This window comes from Kitasatospora sp. NA04385 (assembly GCF_013364235.1).
Classification (GTDB): Bacteria; Actinomycetota; Actinomycetes; order Streptomycetales; family Streptomycetaceae; genus Kitasatospora.
In genome coordinates, this window is sequence record NZ_CP054919.1 from 2,184,660 (window position 1) to 2,206,796 (window position 22,137).

A 22,137-nucleotide genomic window follows, 5' to 3' on the forward strand; every position below is an offset into this window, starting at 1 on the left:
CGATGGACACCACCGTGGATCTCGACACTTTCTCCTCGCTCGTCGAACGGCCCGACGAGGGTGCGCGGCGCGGCGCCGAGGAGCGTTGGCAGCAACTGCCCGTGCCGCGCGGCGGCCTGGGCCGGCTCCAGGAGCTGGGTGCCTGGCTGGCGTCCACCCGCGGCGAGGAGCAGGTCCGCCCGCTGACCGCCGCCCGGGTGCTGCTGTTCGCCGCCGACCACGGCGTCGCCTCGCTGGGCGTCTCCACCCTGGACTCCCGCGGTGGCACCGCCGACCGGGTCCGCGCCGTGCTGGACGGCACCGCGCCGGTCGCGGTGCTGGCCCGCCGCTACGGCGCGGACGTCCGGGTGGTCGACATCGCGGTCGACGCCGATCCGAACGAGTTCCCCGAGGAGGTCGTCCGCCACCGGGTGCGCCGCGGCTCCGGGCGGATCGACGTCGAGGACGCGCTGAGCGCCGAGGACGCCGTCCGGGCGTTCCGGGCCGGCGTGGCGGTGGCCGACGAGGAGGCCGACGCCGGCACCGACCTGGTGCTGCTCGGCGACCTCGGGGTCGGCTCCACCACGGTGGCCGCCGTGCTGATCGGCGCGCTGTGCGGCACCGACGCCGCCGCCGTCACCGGCCGCGGCTCGGGCGTCGACGACCGCACCTGGATGGTCAAGTGCGCCACCGTCCGGGACGCGCTGCGCCGGGCCCGCCCGGTGCTCGGCGACCAGTTGGCGCTGCTCGCCGCGACCGGCGGCGCCGACTTCGCCGCGATCACCGGCTTCCTGCTGCAGGCCGCCGTCCGCAAGCTCCCGGTCGTCCTGGACGGGGTGGTCTCGGCGGCCTGCGCGCTGGTCGCCCAGCGGATCGCCTTCCGGGCCCCCGAGTGGTGGCGGGCGGGCTCGCTGACCGGCGAGCCCGCGCAGGCCAAGGCGTACGACCGGCTGACCCTGACGCCGTTGCAGGACGCGGGCGTCACCATGGGCGAGGGCGTCGGCGCGGTGCTGGCGCTGCCGCTGCTCCAGGCCGCCGGCGACACCCTGGCCGAGCCGACCGCCGTGCCGAGCGCCAAGCCGCTCCCGCCGCGGGCCCCGGCCAAGCTGCCGACGGCGGCGGACCTGCTGGACCGCTACTGACTCCGTCGGGGCGCGGGATGAACGACGAGCAGGCCCGGCCGGGGCACGCGCAGCCGGGGAGTCCGTCGGCACCGGGCTCCGCGACGCCGCCTCCCGAACCCGCGCCGCCCTCCGCGCCCCTGACGGGGCATCGGGCGGACGGCGGGCGGGGCGGGGGCCCGGTCGGGGACGGGCTGCGGTTCGCGTTCGGGACGCTGACGGTGCTGCGGGTGCGGGTGCACCGGTGGGACCGGGCCGCGGGCGGGGCCGCGATGGTGCTGGCGCCGGTGGTGGGGCTGGTGGTGGGCGCGCTGGCCGGTGGCGCGGGCGCGCTGGCGGCCTGGCGGGGCGGGGCGCTGCTGGGCGCCGTGGCCGCGGTGGCGGTCGGCGCGCTGCTGACCCGGGGGCTGCACCTGGACGGGGTGGCGGACGTCGCGGACGGGCTGGGCAGCGGGAAGCCCGCCGAGGACGCGCTACGGATCATGAAGCAGTCGGACATCGGCCCGTTCGGCGTGCTGACGCTGGTGCTGCTGCTGCTGGCTCAGGTCGCGGCGCTGGCCGGGCAGTTCGCGGTGTCGCCGGGCCGCGGGGCGCTGGCCGCGGTGGTGGCCGCGACGGCGGGGCGGGCGGCGCTGGCCTGGGGCTGCCTGCGGTCGGTGCCGGCGGCCCGGCCGGGCGGGCTGGGGCGGTGGTGGCCGCGACCGTGCGGCCGGCGGCGGCGGCGGCGGTGACGCTGGCGGTGGCCGGCGCGGCGGCGGCGCTGCACTGGCGGTGGGGCGTCGCGGCGGTGCTCGGGCCGCTCGTCGCGGGCGCGCTGCTGCGACGGTGCGTGCACCGGTTCGGCGGCGTGACCGGGGACGTGCTGGGCGCGCTGGTGGAGACTTCGGCGACGGCGGTGCTGGTGGCGGCCGCCGTGCTGTGACCTGGCGTCGGTTCCGCCCCCGTACGCGAACTCACGCACCGTCACGGGTCGCGGCGGTTCGTGCACGGGGCAGGCGGGGCGGCGCGATCCCAGCATGCGGACTACCATGCGGTGAGCACCCTGGCCCTGCGCCCCGTTTCGCCGCGGAGTCCGCCTGGTGTTTCGCCGGTCGGCAACGGAGCCGCCACCGGCTGTTGACCGCGAAAGAACAGGACGCATTTGTCGTGACTGCACTGTCTGTGAGCACCTCCTCCGCCGTGAGCCTGCGGGCGGACGCCCTGGTGGTCGGTGTGGCGAAGGGACCGAAGGGCCTGGTCGTCGCTCCGGGCGCCGAGGCGGTCGCCGAGGCGTTCGAGGGCAAGCTGGCCGAGGTCCTCACCACCCTGGGCGCCACCGGTGCCGAGGGTGAGGCGGTCAAGCTCCCCGCTCCGGCCGGGGCCAAGGCGCCGCTGGTGCTGGCCGTGGGCCTGGGCGCGGCCCCCGAGGGCGCGTTCGGCGCCGAGGAGCTGCGCCGGGCCGCCGGTGTGGCCGCCCGCACGCTGGCCGGTTCGAAGAAGGTCGCGCTGGCGCTGCCGGCCGCCTCCGCCGAGGAGGTCGAGGCGGTCGCGCTGGGCGGCCTGCTCGGCTCGTACTCCTTCGGCAGCTACAAGGCCGAGGTGGCCAAGGCCCCGGTGGCCGAACTGGTGCTGCTGGTGGAGCGCAAGGGCTCGAAGGACGCCAAGGCCGCCGTGGAGCGCGCCACCGCGATCGGCGAGGAGATGAACCGGGCCCGTGACCTGGTCAACACCGCCCCGAACGACCTGAACCCGAAGTCCTTCGCCGCGATCGCGCAGGCGGCGGGCAAGGAGCACGGTCTGAAGGTCGAGGTGCTGGACGAGAAGGCGCTGGCCAAGGGCGGCTTCGGCGGCATCCTGGGCGTGGGCGTCGGTTCGGCGAACCCGCCCCGGCTGGTGAAGGTGGCGTACACCCACCCGAAGGCGAGGGCCTCGCTGGCGTTCGTCGGCAAGGGCATCACCTACGACTCGGGCGGCATCTCGCTGAAGCCGGCCGGCCACAACGAGACCATGAAGTGCGACATGTCGGGCGCCGCCGCGGTGTTCGCCGCCGTGGTCGCCGCCAAGCGGCTGGGCCTGCAGGTCAACGTGACGGCGTGGCTGGCGCTGGCGGAGAACATGCCGTCCGGCTCGGCGACCCGTCCGGGCGACGTGCTGCGGATGTACGGCGGCAAGACCGTCGAGGTGCTGAACACCGACGCCGAGGGCCGGCTGGTGCTGGCCGACGCGATCGTCCGGGCCGGCGAGGAGCAGCCGGACGTGATCGTCGACGTGGCGACCCTGACCGGCGCGATGGTGCTGGCGCTGGGCACCCGCACCTTCGGCGTGATGGCCAACGACGAGGCGCTGCGCACCCGCCTGCACGAGACCGCGGGCGCGGTGGGCGAGGCGTCCTGGCCGATGCCGCTGCCGGCCGACCTGCGCAAGGGCATGGTCGAGTCGACCGTGGCGGACCTGGCGAACATGGGCGAGCGGATGGGCGGCGGCCTGGTGGCCGGCCTGTTCCTGCAGGAGTTCGTCACCGAGGGCACCCCCTGGGCGCACCTGGACATCGCCGGTCCGGCGTTCAACGAGGGCGGCCCGCACGGCTACACCCCCAAGGGCGGCACCGCGAGCGCGGTGCGCACCCTGGTCCGCTTCGCGGAGGACACCGCCGCGGGCGAGTGACCCGCTGACGCGAGGGGCCCGGCACCGGTGGGTGCCGGGCCCCTCGCGCCTTACCAGCCGGTAGCACCCGGCGCCAATTCGAGGACGTGTTCGCCTCCGGCGAAAATTGATTCCGCAGGGCGGAACAGAGCCGGTGAAGACCCCCGGACGGAGTACCTCCGCTTGCCGTTTTCCCGGCCGTGAGCTGCGACGATACCTCCGAGAACGGGTCATACCGCCGCCGCGCGGGCCGCACCGGGGGCGCCTCGGGGCACCCGCCGACGCCACCTGCCACCAACAAGTGCAAAGATGTATTTCCGGCACGACTGGGCGCCCTTACAAGGGCACTCACCCACCGGACCGCGACCGGCCCGGCGATCCGCACCTTTTGCATGGAGGACGTGACGTGGCGAACGACGCCAGCACCGTTTTCGACGTAGTCATTCTCGGAGGCGGAAGCGGCGGTTACGCCGCGGCGCTCCGTGGCGCCCAGCTCGGCCTGAGCGTCGCACTGATCGAGAAGGGCGAGCTGGGCGGCACCTGCCTCCACCGCGGCTGCATCCCGACCAAGGCGCTGCTGCACGCCGCCGAGGTCGCCGACGAGACGAAGGAAGCCGCCGAGTTCGGCGTGCTCGCCACCTTCCAGGGCATCGACATCAACGGCGTCCACAAGTACAAGGACGACGTCGTCGCCGGCCTGTACAAGGGCCTGCAGGGCCTGGTCGCCTCCCGCAAGGTCACCTTCGTCCAGGGCGAGGGCAAGCTCTCCTCGCAGACCTCGGTGGACGTCAACGGCCAGCGCATCGAGGGCCGTCACATCGTGCTGGCCACCGGCTCCGTGCCGCGCTCGATCCCGGGCCTGGACATCGACGGCAACCGGATCATCTCCTCCGACCACGCGCTGAAGCTCGACTACATCCCGAAGTCGGCGATCATCCTGGGCGGCGGCGTCATCGGCTGCGAGTTCGCCTCGGTCTGGAAGTCCTTCGGCGTCGACGTCACCATCGTCGAGGGCCTGCCCCACCTGGTGCCGCTGGAGGACGAGAACTCCTCCAAGCTGCTGGAGCGCGCCTTCCGCAAGCGCGGCATCAAGTTCGAGCTGAAGTCCCGCTTCTCCGGCGTGGAGTACACCGCCGACGGCGTCCGGGTCTCCACCGAGAACGGCAAGTCCATCGAGGCCGACGTGCTGCTGGTCGCGATCGGCCGCGGCCCGGTCTCGGCCGGCCTGGGCTACGAGGAGCAGGGCGTCGCGATGGACCGCGGCTACGTCCTGGTCGACGAGTACCTGCGCACCAACGTGCCGACCATCTCCGCCGTCGGCGACCTGGTCCCGACCCTGCAGCTGGCCCACGTCGGCTTCGCCGAGGGCATCCTGGTCGCCGAGCGGATCGCCGGCCTCAAGGTCGTCCCGATCGACTACGACGGCATCCCGCGGGTGACCTACTCCAACCCGGAGGTCGCCTCCGTCGGCCTGACCGAGGCCAAGGCCGTCGAGCAGTACGGCAAGGAGAAGGTCGTCACCCTCAAGTACAACCTCGCCGGCAACGGCAAGAGCAAGATCCTCAAGACCGCCGGCGAGATCAAGCTGGTCCAGGTCAAGGACGGCGCCGTCGTGGGTGTCCACATGGTCGGCGCCCGCATGGGCGAGCAGGTCGGCGAGGCCCAGCTGATCTACAACTGGGAGGCCCTGCCCGCCGAGGTCGCGCAGCTCATCCACGCGCACCCGAGCCAGTCCGAGGCGCTCGGCGAGGCCCACCTCGCGCTGGCCGGCAAGCCGCTGCACGCGCACGACTGATCGCGCCCCCGTCCCCGTTCATTCCTGTACGCAAGACTTGATAGGAGTCGCTGGAACCATGGCGGTCTCAGTAACACTGCCCGCGCTGGGCGAGAGCGTGACCGAAGGCACCGTCACCCGCTGGCTGAAGGCCGAGGGTGAGCGCGTGGAGATCGACGAGCCGCTGCTCGAGGTCTCCACCGACAAGGTCGACACCGAGATCCCGGCGCCGGCCTCCGGCGTCCTGGCCTCGATCAAGGTCGGCGAGGACGAGACCGTCGAGGTGGGCGCCGAACTGGCGGTCATCGACGACGGCTCCGGCGCCCCGGCCGCAGCCCCGGCGCCCGCCGCCGAGGCCGCTCCGGCTCCGGCCGCCGAGGCCGCCCCGCCGCCGAGGAGGCCCCGCGGCCCCCGCCCCGGCCGCCGAGGCCCCGGCCGCCGCCGCGCCGTCCGGCGACGCCACCCCGGTGCTGCTGCCCGCGCTGGGCGAGTCGGTCACCGAGGGCACCGTCACCCGCTGGCTGAAGGCCGAGGGCGACACCGTCGAGGTCGACGAGCCGCTGCTGGAGGTCTCCACCGACAAGGTCGACACCGAGATCCCCTCCCCCGTGGCGGGCACCCTGGTGAAGATCCTGGTCGGCGAGGACGAGACCGCCGAGGTCGGCGCCCAGCTCGCGCTGATCGGTGCCGCGGGCTCGGCTCCGGCCGCCCCGGCGCCGGCCGCCGCCCCGGCCCCGGCTGCTGCTCCGGCCGCCCCGGCCCCGGCTGCCCCGCGGCCCCGGCTGCCCCGCGGCCCCGGCTGCTCCGGCCCCGGCCCCGGCCCCGGCCGCCGCTGCCCTGCTCCGGCTCCCGCCGCCCCGGCTGCCGCCGGCTCCGGCTCCGGCCGCCCCGGCCCCGGTGGCCGCCCGGCCGCTCCGGCCGCCGCCGCTCCGGCTGCGGACGCCGGTGACGCCTACGTCACCCCGCTGGTGCGCAAGCTCGCCGCCGAGCACGGTGTCGCGCTCGCCTCCGTCGCCGGCACCGGCGTCGGCGGCCGCATCCGCAAGCAGGACGTGATCGCCGCCGCCGAGGCCGCCAAGGCCGCTCCGGCCCCGGCCGCCGCCCCCGCTGCCGCCGCCCCGGCGAAGGCCGCCGCCGCGCCGTCCGCGCTGCGCGGCCAGACCGTCAAGATGACCCGCATGCGCAAGGTCATCGGCGACAACATGCTGAAGGCCCTGCACGAGCAGGCCCAGCTGACCAGCGTGGTCGAGGTGGACGTCACCCGGATCATGTCGCTGCGCGCGAAGGCGAAGGACTCCTTCCTGGCCCGCGAGGGCGTGAAGCTGTCCCCGATGCCGTTCTTCGTGAAGGCGGCCGCCCAGGCGCTGAAGGCCCACGCGGTCATCAACGCCCGGATCAACGAGGCCGAGGGCACCGTCAGCTACTTCGACACCGAGAACATCGGCATCGCGGTGGACTCCGAGAAGGGTCTGATGACCCCGGTCATCAAGGGTGCGGGCGACCTCAACATCGCCGGCATCTCGAAGAAGACCGCGGAGCTGGCCTCGAAGGTCCGCGACAGCAAGATCACCCCGGACGAGCTGTCCGGCGCGACCTTCACCATCTCCAACACCGGTTCGCGCGGTGCGCTGTTCGACACCGTCATCGTCCCGCCGAACCAGGTCGCGATCCTGGGCATCGGCGCGACCGTGAAGCGCCCGGTGGTCATCGAGGCCGACGGCGGCACCGCCATCGGCATCCGCGACATGACCTACCTGTCGCTCTCCTACGACCACCGCCTGGTGGACGGCGCGGACGCCGCCCGCTACCTGGTCGCGGTCAAGGAGATCCTGGAGGCCGGCGAGTTCGAGGTCGAGCTCGGCCTGTAAGGCGCAGCCCGCCCGTGGCACCCCGCCGGGAGCCCCGCACCGTCCCCGGACGGTGCGGGGCTCCCGCGCGTTCCGACCCGCCCGGCGGTGTCGAACGGGTGCGGGCCGGGCGGCGATCGTGGAGGCTGGAGCGGTGATGGACGAGACGGGATTCTGGCAACTGGTCGACGGCGCCCGGGAAGCGGCCGCGGGCGATCCGGACGAGCAGGCCGAGGCGCTGGTCGAGCAGCTGCTGCGGCTCACCCCGGACGAGGTGCTGGACTTCGCCCGGCAGTTCGAGGCGCGGTTCCAGCGGGCGTACACGGTGGAGCTGTGGGGCGCCGCGTACCTGCTGCTCGACGGGGCCTCGGAGGACGCGTTCGACTACTTCCGGTGCTGGCTGATCGGCCAGGGCCGGGAGGTCTTCGAGGGCGCGGTGCACGAGCCGGACGCACTGGCCGAGCTGGTGCCGGACTTCGACGAGGACGAGGACGGCGACGGGGAGGAGCTGGGCTACGCCGCCGACGAGGCGTACGAGCGGCTCACCGGGCTGCCGCTGCCGGACCTGGGGGTGCGTCAGCCGGCGGCCGCGTACGGGGTGTCCTTCGACTTCTCGGACAAGGCGGTGATGGCCGCCCGCTACCCGCGGCTGTGGGAGCTGTACGGGGACTGACCGGGCGGCGGGGTGCCCGTCCGGGTGGCGGCCGTCCGGGTGGGACGGCCCGGGCCCGGCGGGCGGCTCAGTCCAGCTCGCGGCCCATCCAGACGTCGTCCGCGTAGCCGCCGTCCAGCAGGAAGTGCTCGGGCAGCACGCCGAGGACGCGGAAGCCGGCCCGTTCGTACAGCCGACGGGCCGGGGTGTTGTGGGCGAGCACCCGGAGGGTCATCCGGCGGGCGCCGTCGGCTCGGGCCGTCGCGCAGGCGGCGGCGAGCAGCGCGTCGCCGATCCGGCGGCCGCGGGCCTCGGGGAGCACGCCCAGGCCCTGGATCTGGCGGACGTGCGCGTTGGAGGGCAGCGGGATCTCCCGGACCAGGCGGACGTAACCGACCACCCGGCCGTCGAGTTCGGCCAGCAGGTACTGCCCGGGGCGGTGCGCCTCGTCGAACACCGGGGCGTCCTGCGGGGGGCGCGGGGCGACCTCGCTGAGCGGGGACCAGACGGCGTGGTCGACGGCGCGGATCGCAGGCTCGTCCTCGTCCCGCGCCGGACGGATGATCACATCGTGGGAGGGCATGCGGGCCATGGTAGACGCGGCCCGGTGCGGCCCCGTACGGGGTTTCTGAGCGGGCGGGCCGGGGCGGGCTGGGAGGATGGCGGGCATGCGAATCGCGGTGACAGGTTCCACGGGGTTGATCGGGTCCGCGCTGGTGGACTCCCTGCTGGCGGACGGGCACGAGGTGCTGCGGCTGGTGCGGCGGCGCTCGCGCACCGGGCCGCAGCCGGACGGGACGGTCGGGGTCGGCTGGAACCCGCTGCTGATGCAGATCGACGCGGCCGCGCTGGAGGGCGTGGACGCGGTGGTCCACCTGGCCGGGGCGGGCGTCGGCGACCGGCGCTGGACGGACGCGTACCGGCGGGAGATCCGGGACAGCCGGGTGCTGGGCACCGAGACGCTGGCCGCCGCGCTGTCCCGGCTGAAGGAGCCGCCGGGGGTGCTGGTCAGCGCCTCCGCCGTCGGCTACTACGGGCAGACCGGCGACCAGCTGATCGACGAGGGCGCGCCGGCCGGCAGCGACTTCCTCGCCGAGGTCTGCCGGGAGTGGGAGCGGGCCGCGCGGCCCGCCGAGGACGCCGGGATCCGGGTGGTGCACCCGCGCACCGGGCTGGTGCTGGACGCGGGGGGCGGGGCCGGGGCCCGGCTGCTGCCGCTGTTCCGGCTGGCGCTGGGCGGGCGGCTCGGGGACGGCGGGCAGTACTGGTCGCTGATCTCGCTGGCCGACGAGGTGGCCGCGCTGCGCTTCCTGATCGAGCGCCGGGAGCTGTCGGGGCCGGTCAACCTGACCGGGCCGGCGCCCGTCACCAACCGCGAGCTGACCGAGGAGCTGTCCCGGCAGCTCGGGCGCCCGGCGGTGTTCGCGGTGCCGGAGTGGGCGCTGCGCGCCGCGCTCGGGGAGATGGCCGTCGAGGTGGTGGGCAGTCACCGGGTGGTGCCGAAGGCGCTGTCGGACGCGGGGTTCGTGTTCCGCGACCCCGACGTGGGGACGATCGTCGCGGCGGCGCTCGGGGAGCGGTAGCGACTGCGGAGCGGTAGCGCCCGGGCGGCGGCGGCTCGGTCGGCGGCTCGGTCGGCGGCTCGGGTCGGCGGCTCGGGTCGGGGCGGGGCCGTGGTGGAGCCGCAGCCTGGCGGGGGTTGACGGGGCGTCAGCAGGGGGCGCACGGGTGCAACCGGGCGGCGCGCGGGGCGCGGGCGGTGACGGTGCGCTCCCGGCTCCGCCCCGCGCGCCCCGTTTGGCGCACGGTGGGTGACCGTCCGGTGCCGCTGCGTCGCCGCACCGGTGCGACGGCCCGATTCGGCGCCGACCGGCTGTCTGGACCGGCGGATGACGGGGCATCACCAGTGCGGACCACGTCCGTCCCCCCGCTGCCCGCCCCGGCACCCACCCGCTCGCGGGCACCGCCGCGCGCGGCGGCCGCGGAGGGGCTCCGCCAGGGAGGGAGCACCCACTCGTGCCCGCACAGGACTTCACCGGCCGCGCCCAGCGCGGCCCGTCCGGCGACCCCGACGCGATCGTCGTCGGCGCCGGCGTCGCCGGACTGACCGCGGCGACCGCGCTCGCCGCCCAGGGCCTGGACGTCCAGGTCCTGGAGGCCACCGAACGCGTCGGCGGCCGGATGGCCACCCGCGAACTCGACGGCTTCCGCCTCGACCACGGCGGTCACCTGCTCAACACCGCCTACCCGGAGCTGGCCCGCCGCCTCGACCTCGACCGGCTGGAGCTGCGCCCGCTCTCCCCCGGCGTCCTGGTGCACAGCGGCGGCCGCGGCTACCGGGTCGGCGACCCGCGGCTGACCCCCGCCCGGCAGGCCGCCACCCGCGGGCCGCTCGGCACCCCGCTCGACAAGGCCCGGCTGGCCGCCGCGCTGGCCCGGCTGGCCGCGACGCCCACCGAGCGGCTGCTCGCCCGCCCCGAGGCCACCGCCGCCCGGGCGCTGGCCGACCGCGGCCTGCCCGCCCGCACCGTCGACGCCTTCCTGCGCCCGCTGCTCGGCGCCCTGCTGTCCGACCCCGCGCTCGGCACCTCCAGCCGGGTCGCCGACCTGGTGCTGCGCGCGTACGCCCGCGGTCGGCTGTGCGTGCCGGCGGCGGGCGTCGGGGCCGTCCCGGCGCAGCTCGCCGCCCGGCTCCCGGAGCGGAGCCTGCGGCTGGGCGTCGAGGTGACCGCGGTCGGCACCGACGGCGTGGAGACCGCCGCGCACGGCCGGATCCGCTCGCGCGCGGTGGTCGTCGCCACCGACGCGGCGACGGCGGCCAACCTGCTGCCGGGCCTGCGGCAGCCCGGGTTCCACCCCGTCACCACCTACTACCACGCGGCGGAGCGCTCGCCGCTGGGCGAGGCCGTCCTGCTGCTGGACGCCGAGCGCTCCGGGATCTCGCACTCGCTGGTGCTCAGCGACGCCGACCCCTCGTACGCCGCCGACGGGCGGGCGCTGATCGCCACCACGGTGCTCGGCCGCCGCGCCTTCGACTCCGGCGGCCCGGCCGGGGACGAGCCGGTGGTCCGGCGGCGGCTGGCCGAGCTGTACGGGACGGCCACCGGGGGGTGGGAGTTCCTGACCGTGCGGCACGTCGCCGACGCGGTGGTCGCGATGCCCCCGCCGCACCACTTCCGCCGCTCGGTGCGGCTGCTGGCCGGGCTGTACGTGTGCGGCGACCACCGGGACACCGGGACGGTGCAGGGCGCGCTGGTCTCCGGCCGGCGGGCCGCCGAGGCGGTGCTGCGCGACCTGGGCGTGCGGGCGGAGCCGGAGGCCGCGCGGGAGGCGGCCTGACGGAAAGGCGGCGGGCCGCCGCCCCGGAGTCGTTCCGGGGCGGCGGCCCGCCGCTTCCTGCTGCCTCCGTCAGGGGACGTCGGGCCTCGGAATGAAGCTCCAGGCCGGGTCCTTCGGCAGTGGCAGGTACCCGCCCGCGTAGAGGTTCGCCTCTATCTCCAACTGGTTCTTCGTCGCGGGGCTGGACATCCGCTCGCCCTTCGGGGGGTGGAGCCTGAAGGTCAGGAGGGAGGACAGCAGGGAGTCTCCCGAGTAGTTGCTGATGAAGCCCGGCGCACTGCCGCGCGACCACTGCTCGGAGTGGACCGCTTCGTGCTTGAGCAGGTTGGGACCGTAGGTCTCGGTGTAGTCCGCTCCCTTCTTCGCGGTCATCGCGTCGCGGACCTTCTTCTCGTAGGTGAGCCTCTGGTCGAGCTGGGTTTTGCTGCCCGGGTAGAAGAACACGTCTCCGACCGTCATCGGCTGATCGGTCATCGCGGGGGTCGCGCCGTAGCAGATCACTTGCAGCTCGCCCTGCTCGCAGGCGTCGTACCCCACGACGAGCCGGGCCAGGGCGTCGGCGCCGTTGAGCTCGTTGTTGCGGCCCCACGGGGTGAAGCTCATGTGGTTCAGGACGTCCGCCACGTTCCTGCAACCCCCGATGGAGAGGTACTCGGTCACGCAGGGACCGGTGACCACGCTGTGGCCGGTGTAGCCGGGCGGGGGCGCGCCCGGGGACGAGGTGGGGGTCTTGGCCGAGGTCGAGGGCGTGGTCGAGGACGGGGACGGGGGCGTGCCCGGCCGGACCGGGGAGTCGTCGGTGTAGGGGAGCATCCGCATCTTGCCGGTCGGGTCGCTGTTGCTGACCGGGTTCTGGTTGCTGTAGCCGTAGCCGCCCATCTGGTCGGGGTCGGTGAGGTCGGTCAGCGGGTCGGGGCTGATGAAGCGGCCGGTGGCCGGGTCGTACTCGCGGGCGCCGAGGTGGGTGTAGCCGTCGGCGGGGTCGGTGGTGCCGCCGACGAAGCCGCGTTCGCCCGGCCAGCCGGCGGGGGCGGCGCCGCGCCGGCCGCCGTAGGGCAGGGACTTCTTGCGGTTGTAGGCCATGGTGGCGGCGTTGACGGACAGGCTGTCGGTGCCGTGGTGGTCGTCGAGCAGGTAGCGGACCTTGCCGTCGCCGCTGGTGCGGACGGCGCTGCCCTCGGGCAGCGTGTAGTAGCGGGTGCCGGTGACGGCGCGGGTGGCGGTGTCCAGGGCGAGTTCCTGGCCGCCGGGCAGGTAGAGGGTGGTCCTGCCGGGGTCGCGGCGCAGGATGCGGGTGCCGTCGGCGTCGTAGACGTCGGAGCTGGTGGTGGTGCCGGGGGTCGGGCCGGGGGTGGAGGTGGCCAGGTGGCCCTCCTGGTCCCAGCCGAGGGTCTGCTTGACGGTGGGGCCGGTGGTGGTGCTGGTCAGGTTGCCCCGGCCGTCGTAGCCGTACGCGGTGGTGGAGCCGACCGGTCCGGTGGTGGCCACCTGGGTGGCGGCGTGCGGCCGGGCCGCGCCGGTGGCGGTCGGGTAGGTGTAGGTGGAGCGGGTGTCGGCGGTGGCGGTGCCGGTCTTGTGGAGCGTCTCGGTGGCGCGGTTGCCGGCCGCGTCGAAGGTCCAGCTGGACCAGTAGGGGTCGGTGGCGCCGAGGTTGGGGCCGCCGGTGCTGGACGGGTCGGTGGTGCAGCCGTCGCCGGAGGTCCAGGCCTCGGTGAGGCGGCGGGCCCAGTCGGTGCGGAAGCACTGGTCGTCGGTGACGGCCGTGTCGTCCTGCCGGTCGGCGATCCGGGTGATGTCGCCGGCCGGGTTGTAGGTGTAGGTGGCGTTGGTGAGGGTCTGCGGTCCGGCGGCCTCGCGGTCGTCGGTGACGTTCACCAGCCGGCGGGTGGGGTCGTCGTAGGTCAGGGTGCGGACCACCCGGCCGCCGGTGGTGCCGAGTTGGGCCTGGAGCAGCCGGCCGTAGGCGGAGTACTGGGTGCCGCCGAGGTAGCTGGTGCCCAGCGAGCTGGAGACCGAGGCGAGTTGGCCGTAGGCGTCGTAGCGGTCGGTCAGGGTCTCGGCGGGCAGCGCCGCGGTGGCCCTGGAGTTGGTGGTGGAGAGGTCGGTGGTCTCCTCCAGGCCGGTGGCGGGGGTGTACGTCCGGGCGACGGTGTAGTCGCCGGCCAGCTCCTCCTCGCCGGGAACGGCGGGGACGGTGGTGGTGGTGCCCTTCGCGTGGCCGGCGGCGTCGTAGCCGGTGACGGCGGTGCGGTAGGCGTAGGTGGTGCCGTTGACGGTGCGGTAGCGGGTGGAGCCGGCCGGCAGGCCGGTGCCGCCGGGGGCGGTGTCGTAGGTCAGTTCGGTGAGCACCGGGCCGGTGACCGAACCGGAGCGGGTGGTGCGGGTGCGGCCGAGCTCGTCGTAGGTGTAGGCGAGGGTCCCGGCGCTGGTCGTGGTGGTGGCGAGGCGGCCGTCGGCCCCGTAGCCGGAGTCGGTGGCGCCCTTGTCGGGGTCGGTGCTGCGGGTCTCCCGGCCGCGCAGGTCGTAGGCGTACGTCCAGCTGTTGCGGCCGGTGGCGTCGGTGGCCCCGGTCAGCTTGCCGGCGGTGTTCCAGGTGTAGGTGAGCGCCTCGTACTGGCTCGCGGCGGCGCCGGGCACCGGGGTGCGGTCCTTGTAGCGGCGCAGTTCGACGATGCGGCCCCGGGCGTCGGTGCGGGTGAGGGTCGCGGTGCCGCCGTCGGGCGGCAGGACGGAGGTCCAGTCGCCGCCGTAGGCGGTGGTGGTGCGCCACTTCTCGGTGTTGAAGGACTTCAGGACGCTGGCGGTGGTGCGGCCCTGGCCGTCGTACTCGGTGACGGTCTGGGCGGGGACCTGGTTGTCGGCGACGGACTGGAGGGTGGTGGAGACCGGCTGGCTGTTCCAGTAGTCGGCGTTGGTCTTCCAGTCCCGGCCGTGGGTGTCGTAGAAGGTGTCGGTGAGGGTGCGGCCGCCGGTGGTGGCCTCGGTCTGGGTCTGCCTGGCCCGCAGGAAGGAGTCGAACAGGGTGGTCGCGGTGCGGTAGGTGCCGTTCTCCAGCAGCACCTTGGCGGTGACGGCGGTGGGCGCGTCCTTGGCGAGCGCGTAGTTGAAGGTGGCGCTGGCGGGCTGGGTGGTGGCCCGGCCGGCGCTCCAGGCGGCGGTGAGCCGGCCGGCGGCGTCGTAGCCGTTGCTCGCGGTGCGGCCGGCCGTGTCGGTGCTGGTGAGGGGGAGGCCGCGCAGGCCGTCGTAGCCGGTGGAGGTGGTGTGCCCGGCCGGGTCGGTGACGGTCACCGTGGTGGGCTGCTGCCCGTCGGCGGGGGTGTAGGCGGTGGTGGTGGCGCGGCCGTCCTCGCCGGTGCTGGAGGTGGTGCGGCCGTAGCGGTCGTGGGCGGCGGCGCGCAGCGTGGTGTTCCAGACGGCGGTGGTGCCGTCGTAGCGCTGGAGTTCCTCCTGCCCGGTGGCGTACGCCTGGCCGGGCAGCGGGGCGGCGCCCTGGGCCTGGCCGTCGTAGGTGGTGCGGTTCGCGCTGACGGCGGTGGCCGGGGCGGGCGGGGTGGCGCAGGTGGTGGAGTCGACGGTGGTCGCCGCCGGGTAGTCGTTGAGCCAGTTGGTCCGGTCGGTGGCGGTGTAGGCGGTGCGGGTGCAGGACTCGTCGCCGGTGACGGCGGTGTCGCCCTCGTCGCTGACGGCGGTGACCCGGCCGAAGTCGGAGTCGTAGCTGCGGGTCAGCCGGGTGGTGCGCCAGGTGGTGCCGCTCAGCAGGGTGCGGGTCTGCTCGGTCGCGGTGCCGGAGAACCGGGCCCGGACGGGGGGCAGGTCGGTGCCGGGCTTGCCGTCCTTGCCGGGGATGCTCTTCGGGGTGTAGGTGGCGGTGGGGTCGCCGAGCCACGGGGTGGTGAGCGTCTCGGAGGTGACCGTGCCGCCGTCCTTGTCGAAGACGGAGGTGCGGGCGGTCTGCCCGGCGTAGCCGTCCTGGTCGGCGGTGCCGTTGACGCTCACCGAGCGCTTGCCGCCGCCGGGCAGCAGGTCGCCGTCCATGCCCCGGTAGTACTCGGTCTCGGTGAGCGTGGGGGCGGTGGTCCCGACCCGGACCCGGACCTTGGCGTAGCCGCGGAACTGGTTGTAGGTGCGGTCGGTGTCCGGGGTGAACTCGGAGTCGTCGCGGTGCCAGGCGGCGCCGCCCAGGTACTCGTAGCTGGTGACCTTGGACTCGGAGCCGGAGCCGGCGGTGGTGTCGTCCTCGGTGACGGAGGCGACCAGGTACTTGTGGAACCAGTCGAGCACCTGGGCCTGGTTCGGCGGCGTCCAGTACGACGGGTAGCAGGCCTTGTCGTCGGACTCCGGGGCCGGGGTCGCGCCGTAGGTGCACTCGTTGGGCCGGTAGGCGATCAGGGTGTCGCCGCCGGTCTCGTTGGTGACCTTGGTGAGGCGGTACTTGTGCATCGGCGGGCGGCCCTCGGCGCCGTCGACCCGGTTGTCGTACGGCTCCCCGGTGAACTTCACCGGTTGCGGGAGCGTCACGTCCGGCAGGGCGCCGGCCTGGTAGGTGCGGGCGATCGAGGTGAGCCACAGCGAGGGGGTGGAGACGTCGCCGGTGGGCGGCAGGGAGTGGGTGAGCGTCCACTGGTCGACGGGGGTGAGCGCGCCGCCGAGCCGGGCGAAGGTGCTGATGGTGGTCAGCCGCTTGCGGGTCCAGAAGGTCGGCGAGACGTTGGCGCAGGCGGAGCCCGCCGCGCAGTCCTGGTCGACGGGGACGTCCGGCCAGTCGGTGGCGTGCGCCTTGTCGAAGGCGGTGCAGGTGGTCAGGCAGCGTTCGCCGGTGCCGAAGACGACCTGGCCGACCGGCTCGGCGGGGGCGCCGAGGTCGCCGCGCAGGCCGTAGTCGATCCGCTTGAGGTAGCCGCCGCGGGTGTAGGCGGTGGCACCGGTGGTGGTCTTGAGGTTCTGCGCGTAGGCGTTGGTCTCGCGCTCGTAGTAGAACGCCATCGCGTTGCCGTGCGCGTCGACGGCGTAGTCCAGGTTCCAGCGCCACGCCTGGGTCTTCGCGGAGTCGGCGAACGCCGCGGCGTGGCCGGGCTCGCCGCTCTGGTTGCCGTAGACCGGCACCGTCCAGGCCGAGTTGGTGTCCTCGCCGGACTTGGTGGCGATGGGCAGCTTGTTGCGGCCGAACCACCACTGGTTGCCGGAGGTGTCGGTGACCTTCCAGTACTCGTTGTCGTCGTCGCCGTTGCCGATCGCCTCGCCCCGGATCCGCTCGATCCGCGAGCCGTCGTCGGCGGCCGGGCGCCACGTCCGGTCGTCGACCTTGACCAGGGCGGTGGACTTGCCGTTCAGCGACATGGTGGCGTTGTCGGACTTCCAGCACAGGTCGCCGGTCTTGGCCGCGTTGTTGCCCTGGTACTGGTCGCCCGCGCAGCCGGTGTAGCTGCGCTCGATGAAGCCCGGGTCGTAGTCCCAGCCCTCGCCGATCCAGGAGGTCTGGTTGTTGGTGGAGGCCGTCCGGCCGTCGGTGGCGGCCGAATTGTAGCCGAGCGCCACCTTGGGGACGAAGCCGCCGGGGGCCTGGGGCAGGTCGATCGGGTAATTCCAGGTGAAGGCGCCGGTGTTGCCGCTCTGGGCCCAGGAGCCGGTGGCGGCCAGCGAGGTCGCCCGGTAGTCGCCCATCGGGCCGGACGGCGAGGACTCGGCGGTCACGCCCAGGACCGTCATCGGCTGGGCGGCGCCGTCCTGCTGGGTGAACGACGCCTGCTCGGCGGACGGCGCCCGGCCGGTGGTGCCGGTGGCCGGCCGCTCGGGCGCCGCCGCCGCGGGGGCGGCGTCGACCTGCGCGGTCAACGTGCCCGCCACCGGGTCGTTGGCGGTGGGCAGCGGCGTCCGGGTGCGGCACTCGGCGCGCTCCGGGGTGGTCAGCGCGCAGGCGGGCAGCGCGACCAGGGTCAGCCGGGTGGCGGCGTCGGCGCCGTACGCGCCCTTGAAGGACGCGTAGTCCACCGAGACCGTGACGGGGGCGCCGGCGGTGGCCGCGTCGTCCCGCCGGATGCCGAGCAACGGGCCGTCCAGGCCGGCGCGTCGGGCCGCCGTGCGGTCGGCGACGCGGACCGCGACCGCGCCCGGCGCGGCCTTGCCGGGGGCCGCGCCGACCTTGACCGGGGTGCCCTCGGCCCGGCGGGCGGCGCCGCTGCCGGCCCCGGCGCCGGACGCGGCCGCAAGGTCGACCCGGGAGTCGGCCGCGGCGGGCCAGTCCGCCTCGGCGGGCTGCCAGTTGGCGTCGGTGCGCGCGGCGGCCCGGGCCGCGGCCGCTACCGCCAGGTCGTGGACGTCGACCGAGACCGGCTGCTGCACCGGACGGACCTTGAACCCGGGCAGGCCGGGCAGTGCCTGTGCCGCCGGGGCGGCCAGCAGGCCGAGCAGCAGGGCTCCGGAGAGCACTCCCCCGGCCGCCGAACGGCCTCGTCGGCCAACGGATCTGAATCGGTGTTCGAGCAAAGTTCCCCCCATGGTGAACCAACGCCGCCACAAAGACGTGCGTGATCCTCCCCTCATGCTTCGTCCACCGACAAGAAGGTGTGACATAGGACACCATGCGATGAGTTCGCTTACCGACACTTCGCCCCCGATCGTCCGAATCGTTCGCTCAACTCCCCAGACCTACAAGGTGATTTGACGTCCTACCAGTCGTTCGGAAGCGATCCGACCCGGCTACCATCCCCCGGCACCACCACACGCTCCGAGGGGGGTAATTCCGCATGTACACATCCCGGGGATCCGCTTCCAGACGCCGAAGTCTGCTGGCGGTCCTCGCCACCGGCACCCTGCTGGCCGCGCCCCTGGCGGTCGGCACCGCCGCGGCCGCAGAACCGAACGCACCGCTCACCGCTCCCGCACCCGCCGCGCAGTCGCCGCAGGACCGGGCGCTGGCCGAGGCCGAGCGCACCGGCCGACCCGTCGAGATCCCCGAACTCCTCGACGAGTACGACGAGACGCTGGCCAACCCCGACGGCACGTTCACCCGGCGCAGCCACGTCGAACCCGTCCGGGCCAAGGTCGACGGCGCCTGGCGCACGCCCGACGCGACGCTGCGCGCCCGGCCCGACGGCACCCTGGCGCCCGCCGCGCCGACCTTCCCGATCGTCTTCTCCGGCGGCGGCACCGCCCCGCTGGCCAGCCTCACCCGGGAGGGCCACACCCTCGCGATCGGCTGGCCCACCGCGCTGCCGACGCCCGTGGTGGACGGCAGCACCGCCCGCTACCCGGAGGTGCTGCCCGGCGTCGACCTGGAGGTGCGGGCCGACGTCGACGGCTTCTCCGAGCAGCTCGTCGTCAAGACCCGGCAGGCGGCGGCCGATCCGGCGCTGGCCGAACTGCGGCTGCTCACCACGGCCGACGGCCTCGACCTGTCCACCGCCGACGACGGCGGCATCCGGGCCCGGGACCGCGACGGGCGCACCGTCTTCCAGGCCCCGGCCCCCACCATGTGGGACACCCCGGCGCCGAAGGACCCGCCCAGGGCGGCCCGGGCCGCCCTGGCGGCGGACCCGGCCGGGCCCGAGCCCGAGCGCGACGTCCACTCCGCCCGGATGGGCGTGCAGGTGGAGCCGGGCGCGATCCGGATCACCCCCGACCACGCCCTGCTGACCTCCCCCGACGCCCGGTTCCCGCTGGTCATCGACCCGGTGTTCACCGGCGGCTCGCGCCAGAAGTGGGCCTTCACCGCCTCCTCGTACCCGAACAGCTCCTTCGTCGCCGGAGCCGGCTGGACGTCCGACAACCCGACCGACGAGTTCCGGGCCGGCTACTCCGGGGACGCGAAGCACCAGACCTACTTCACCGTCGGCACCGGCGGGCTGAAGGGGGCGCAGATCCTCGGCGCCACCCTGCACACCGTGGAGACCCACTCCTGGGGCTGCTCCGCCTCCGCCGCCGGGTACACCGACCTGTGGGTGGTCGGCGCCTGGGACCACGACCCGACCTGGAACTGGGGCCTGCCCCGGGCGGCCCGGGTGAACCACGACAGCTTCGCGGGCGGCAACGACACCTACTGCCCCAACGACCTCGGCCACGACTTCTCCGGTGACGGCCTGCGGTCCTGGGTGCAGCAGGTGGCCGACAACGACGGCGCGGCGCTGACCCTGAACCTGGCGGCGGAGTCCTCGATGGAGGGCAACGTCAACAGCTACAAGCGGTTCAAGAACAACCCCTACCTGGAGGTGACCTACAACCGGGCGCCCGTGGTCGACGAGTCCGCCGCCTACGAGGGCCCGTGGACGCCGGGCGGCAGCGGCAGCAAGCCGGTGCCCTGCGTCACCGACCCGGCGAGCTGGCCGGTGGTCGGCAACAACGACCTCGTGCTGACCGCGAAGGTCTCCGACCCGGACGGCACCAACACCACCGCGCACTTCGGCGTCTGGAAGGACGCCGGCGGGGACGTCCAGAGCTTCGACACCGTGGTGGGCAGCGGCAGTTGGGCCACCGACACGGTACCGGCGAACCTGTTCCAGGACGGGGTGAAGTACCGCTGGGCGGCCCAGGCCAGGGACGGCATCGCGCAGTCCGCGACCACCACCCAGTGCGGCTTCACCGTCGACCGCTCCGCGCCGACCGCCGTGGGCGTCGCCCCGGCCGACGGCAAGCGGATCGACGTCGCCGAGGTGCCCGCGCGGGTCGCCCGCACGCTGCGGCTGACCGCCTCCGACAGCAACCTGGCGGGCTTCTGCTGGACGCTGGAGCAGCCCGTGTCGGTCTCCAACACCCGCTGCCAGAACGGCACCTGGGCGGACGCGGTGAACGGCGCGGCGAACGTCACGGTGACCCCCACCTCCTGGCCGAACGCCCGGCTGCACGTGGTGGCCTACGACAAGGCCGGCAACCGGAGCTCCGACCCGGCCGACGGCGTGCAGCTGATCGCCACCCGGCCCGCCGACTTCGTCCGGCCCGCGAGCGCCACCACCACCCCGGCCGGCCACGACCTGCCCGGCGACCTCAACGGTGACGGCTACCCGGACGTGGTGGCCGTCTCCCCGCAGGGCGTGCTGCGGCTGTACCCGGGCACCGGCAGCGGCGTCGCGGGCACCCCCGTCGACCTGGGCGGCGGCTGGGCGGGCGCGCTGGTCACCCACCGGGGCGACCTGGCGGGCAACCGCGCCACCACCGCCGACGTCGACGGCTACGAGGACTACGTGGTGCGCGGCGCGTCCGGCCCCGACGCCGGGAAGCTGTTCGTCTACCCGAACGACGGCCTCGGCCGGCCCAACCCGGCCGCCCGCCGCCAGCTCGTCCACCCCACCGCCGCCGACTGGTCCGCCACCACGCAGGTGCTCGCCACCGGCGACCTGGACGGCAGGCCCGGCAACGACCTGCTGACCGTGGAGGGCGGCCGGCTCTACCTGTACAGCGGCCGGACCAAGGCCGGCGGCACGACCGACACCACCGCCCCGTTCGACCTGGCCGGGCGCACCGAGCTCGGCGCGGGCACCGACTGGTCCGCCGTCACCCTGGCCGCCCCCGGCGACCTGAACGGCGACGGCACCGCCGACCTGGTCGCCCGCGACAACCGCACCGGCGCGCTCACCCGCTACCCGGGCAGGGGCGGCGGCGCCACCGCGTACACCCTGGGCGCGGGCACCCCGTACGGCTCCCCGGTCGCCGGGCGGGCCGGGCTGCTCTCGCTCGGCAACATCCAGTCCGCCGTCACCACCGAGACGGAGTGGTACGACGCCAACGACAACGGCGTCGAGGAGCCGGGCGAGCGGGTCCCCTACCGGCGCTCCACCCCGGCCGCCGGCCAGGGCGCGCCCGATCTGCTGGTCGCCACTCCGGCGGGCGGCACCGTCACGTACACCGAGGACGGCAGCACCGCGAAGAGCGCCGGCTGCCCCGGCGGCTGCCTGCTCGCGTACTCCGCCGACACCTCGGGCCCAGGCGCGCTGCCCCGGCTGGCCGGCGGCGGCAGCTGGGGCGGCGAGTGGCTGGAGGGCCCGTCCGCGCTCGGCGACCGGCTGATGCGCGACCGCACCGACTACGACCGGGACGGCTGGACCGACCTGCTCGCCCGCGACTCCGCCGGCGCCCTGTGGGTCTACCCCGGCAGCGGCGGCAGCGGCGTCGGCACCTACGGCACCCGCAAGCTGGTGTGCAGCGGTTGCGGCGGCTACCCCGTCGTCCGGGCCACCGACCTGGACGGGGACCGCACCGCCGACCTGGTGATGCGCGACGGCGGCGGCACGCTCAGCCTGTGGCGCGGCAACGGCACCCCCGGGGACGGCACCAACTGGGTCGGCCCGACCAGGATCGGCGTGGGCTGGAACGGGCTCTCCCAGCTCGACTTCGCCGACCTGAACGGCGACGGGAAGGTCGACGCGGTCGGCACCGACGCCAACGGCGACCTGTGGCTCTACCCCGGCACCGGCCGGAGCACGGCCGACGGCCAGCTCGGCTCCCCCGTCAAGATCGGCACCGGGTGGGGCGGCCGGGACGTCCTGCTCGGCGACGTGGACGACGACGGGCGCACCGACGTGCTCGCCGTCGTCCAGGGCACGGGCGAGATGTACGCCTACCGCAACACCGGCGGCAGCGGTCTCCAACTGCTGGGCGACGCCACGCTGGTCGGCACCGGCTGGTGGCCGGGCGTGCACCGGCCGCAGCTCGGCGACGTCAACAACGACGGGCTCACGGACATCCTCGACCGCGACTCCGACGGCAACCTCTGGCTCTACCCGGGCACCGGGCGGACCGGCACCTCGGCGTTCGGCGACCGCAGCCTGCTCGGCTGGGGCTGGCAGGGCTACGAGACGTACCTGTAGTGCGGGA

At 74.8% G+C, this 22,137-nt stretch carries 9 protein-coding genes and 2 pseudogenes; 9 read left to right on the forward strand and 2 right to left on the reverse strand.

Features of this window, described 5'->3' with window-relative positions; translation table 11 throughout:
- Nucleotides 1–2 precede the first annotated feature (2 nt).
- The 6 genes and pseudogenes from HUT16_RS09525 to HUT16_RS09550 all read left to right on the forward strand — a co-directional run bounded on the left by HUT16_RS09525 (nt 3) and on the right by HUT16_RS09550 (nt 8,016).
- Entirely contained in the window at nt 3–1,121 is a 1,119-nt protein-coding gene (locus HUT16_RS09525; protein WP_176187333.1) for a nicotinate-nucleotide--dimethylbenzimidazole phosphoribosyltransferase, read from the forward strand.
- Between the two features lie 119 nt (nt 1,122–1,240).
- Nucleotides 1,241–2,022: pseudogene (locus tag HUT16_RS09530) on the forward strand (adenosylcobinamide-GDP ribazoletransferase).
- A gap of 224 nt (nt 2,023–2,246) precedes the next feature.
- A complete protein-coding gene (locus HUT16_RS09535) occupies nt 2,247–3,743 on the forward strand; it encodes a leucyl aminopeptidase (protein WP_176187335.1) in 1,497 nt (498 codons plus the stop codon).
- 385 nt (nt 3,744–4,128) lie between these two features.
- Nucleotides 4,129–5,517: a dihydrolipoyl dehydrogenase gene (lpdA, locus tag HUT16_RS09540; RefSeq protein ID WP_176187337.1), complete on the forward strand. Its 1,389-nt coding sequence runs from the start codon at nt 4,129–4,131 to the stop codon at nt 5,515–5,517.
- A gap of 58 nt (nt 5,518–5,575) precedes the next feature.
- Nucleotides 5,576–7,364, forward strand: a pseudogene (sucB, locus tag HUT16_RS09545) (2-oxoglutarate dehydrogenase, E2 component, dihydrolipoamide succinyltransferase).
- A 136-nt stretch (nt 7,365–7,500) separates the two neighbouring features.
- Complete coding sequence (locus HUT16_RS09550; protein ID WP_176187339.1) at nt 7,501–8,016, forward strand: DUF4240 domain-containing protein; 516 nt, start codon at nt 7,501–7,503, stop codon at nt 8,014–8,016.
- 67 nt (nt 8,017–8,083) lie between these two features.
- On the opposite strand, the gene HUT16_RS09555 is transcribed toward HUT16_RS09550, so the two are convergent.
- Nucleotides 8,084–8,587 carry a GNAT family N-acetyltransferase gene (locus HUT16_RS09555; RefSeq protein WP_176187341.1) on the reverse strand — a complete coding sequence of 168 codons (504 nt, stop codon included), beginning with the start codon at nt 8,585–8,587 and terminating at the stop codon, nt 8,084–8,086.
- Between the two features lie 76 nt (nt 8,588–8,663).
- Between HUT16_RS09555 and HUT16_RS09560 the strand changes: the two genes are divergently transcribed.
- Together HUT16_RS09560 and HUT16_RS09565 are read left to right on the forward strand one after the other, a co-directional pair.
- A complete protein-coding gene (locus HUT16_RS09560; protein WP_176187343.1) occupies nt 8,664–9,578 on the forward strand; it encodes a TIGR01777 family oxidoreductase in 915 nt (304 codons plus the stop codon).
- Nucleotides 9,579–10,011: 433 nt separating this feature from the next.
- The gene (locus HUT16_RS09565) at nt 10,012–11,334 is read left to right on the forward strand and encodes an FAD-dependent oxidoreductase (protein WP_176187345.1); all 1,323 of its coding nucleotides are present in this window, start codon (nt 10,012–10,014) and stop codon (nt 11,332–11,334) included.
- Nucleotides 11,335–11,403: 69 nt separating this feature from the next.
- On the opposite strand, the gene HUT16_RS09570 is transcribed toward HUT16_RS09565, so the two are convergent.
- Nucleotides 11,404–17,760, reverse strand: coding sequence for an RHS repeat-associated core domain-containing protein (locus HUT16_RS09570; protein ID WP_176187347.1), 6,357 nt, complete (start codon nt 17,758–17,760; stop codon nt 11,404–11,406).
- A gap of 317 nt (nt 17,761–18,077) precedes the next feature.
- On the opposite strand from HUT16_RS09570, the gene HUT16_RS09575 reads away from it, so the two are divergent.
- A complete protein-coding gene (locus HUT16_RS09575; protein ID WP_176187349.1) occupies nt 18,078–22,130 on the forward strand; it encodes a VCBS repeat-containing protein in 4,053 nt (1,350 codons plus the stop codon).
- Nucleotides 22,131–22,137: the final 7 nt, after the last annotated feature.

Coding starts and splice junctions, on each gene's coding strand:
- HUT16_RS09555 (WP_176187341.1), bottom strand. CDS start 8,587: ATGGCCCGCATGCCCTCCCACGATGTGATCATCCGTCCGGCGCGGGAC.
- HUT16_RS09525 (WP_176187333.1), top strand. CDS start 3: ATGGACACCACCGTGGATCTCGACACTTTCTCCTCGCTCGTCGAACGG.
- HUT16_RS09550 (WP_176187339.1), top strand. CDS start 7,501: ATGGACGAGACGGGATTCTGGCAACTGGTCGACGGCGCCCGGGAAGCG.
- HUT16_RS09575 (WP_176187349.1), top strand. CDS start 18,078: ATGTACACATCCCGGGGATCCGCTTCCAGACGCCGAAGTCTGCTGGCG.
- HUT16_RS09560 (WP_176187343.1), top strand. CDS start 8,664: ATGCGAATCGCGGTGACAGGTTCCACGGGGTTGATCGGGTCCGCGCTG.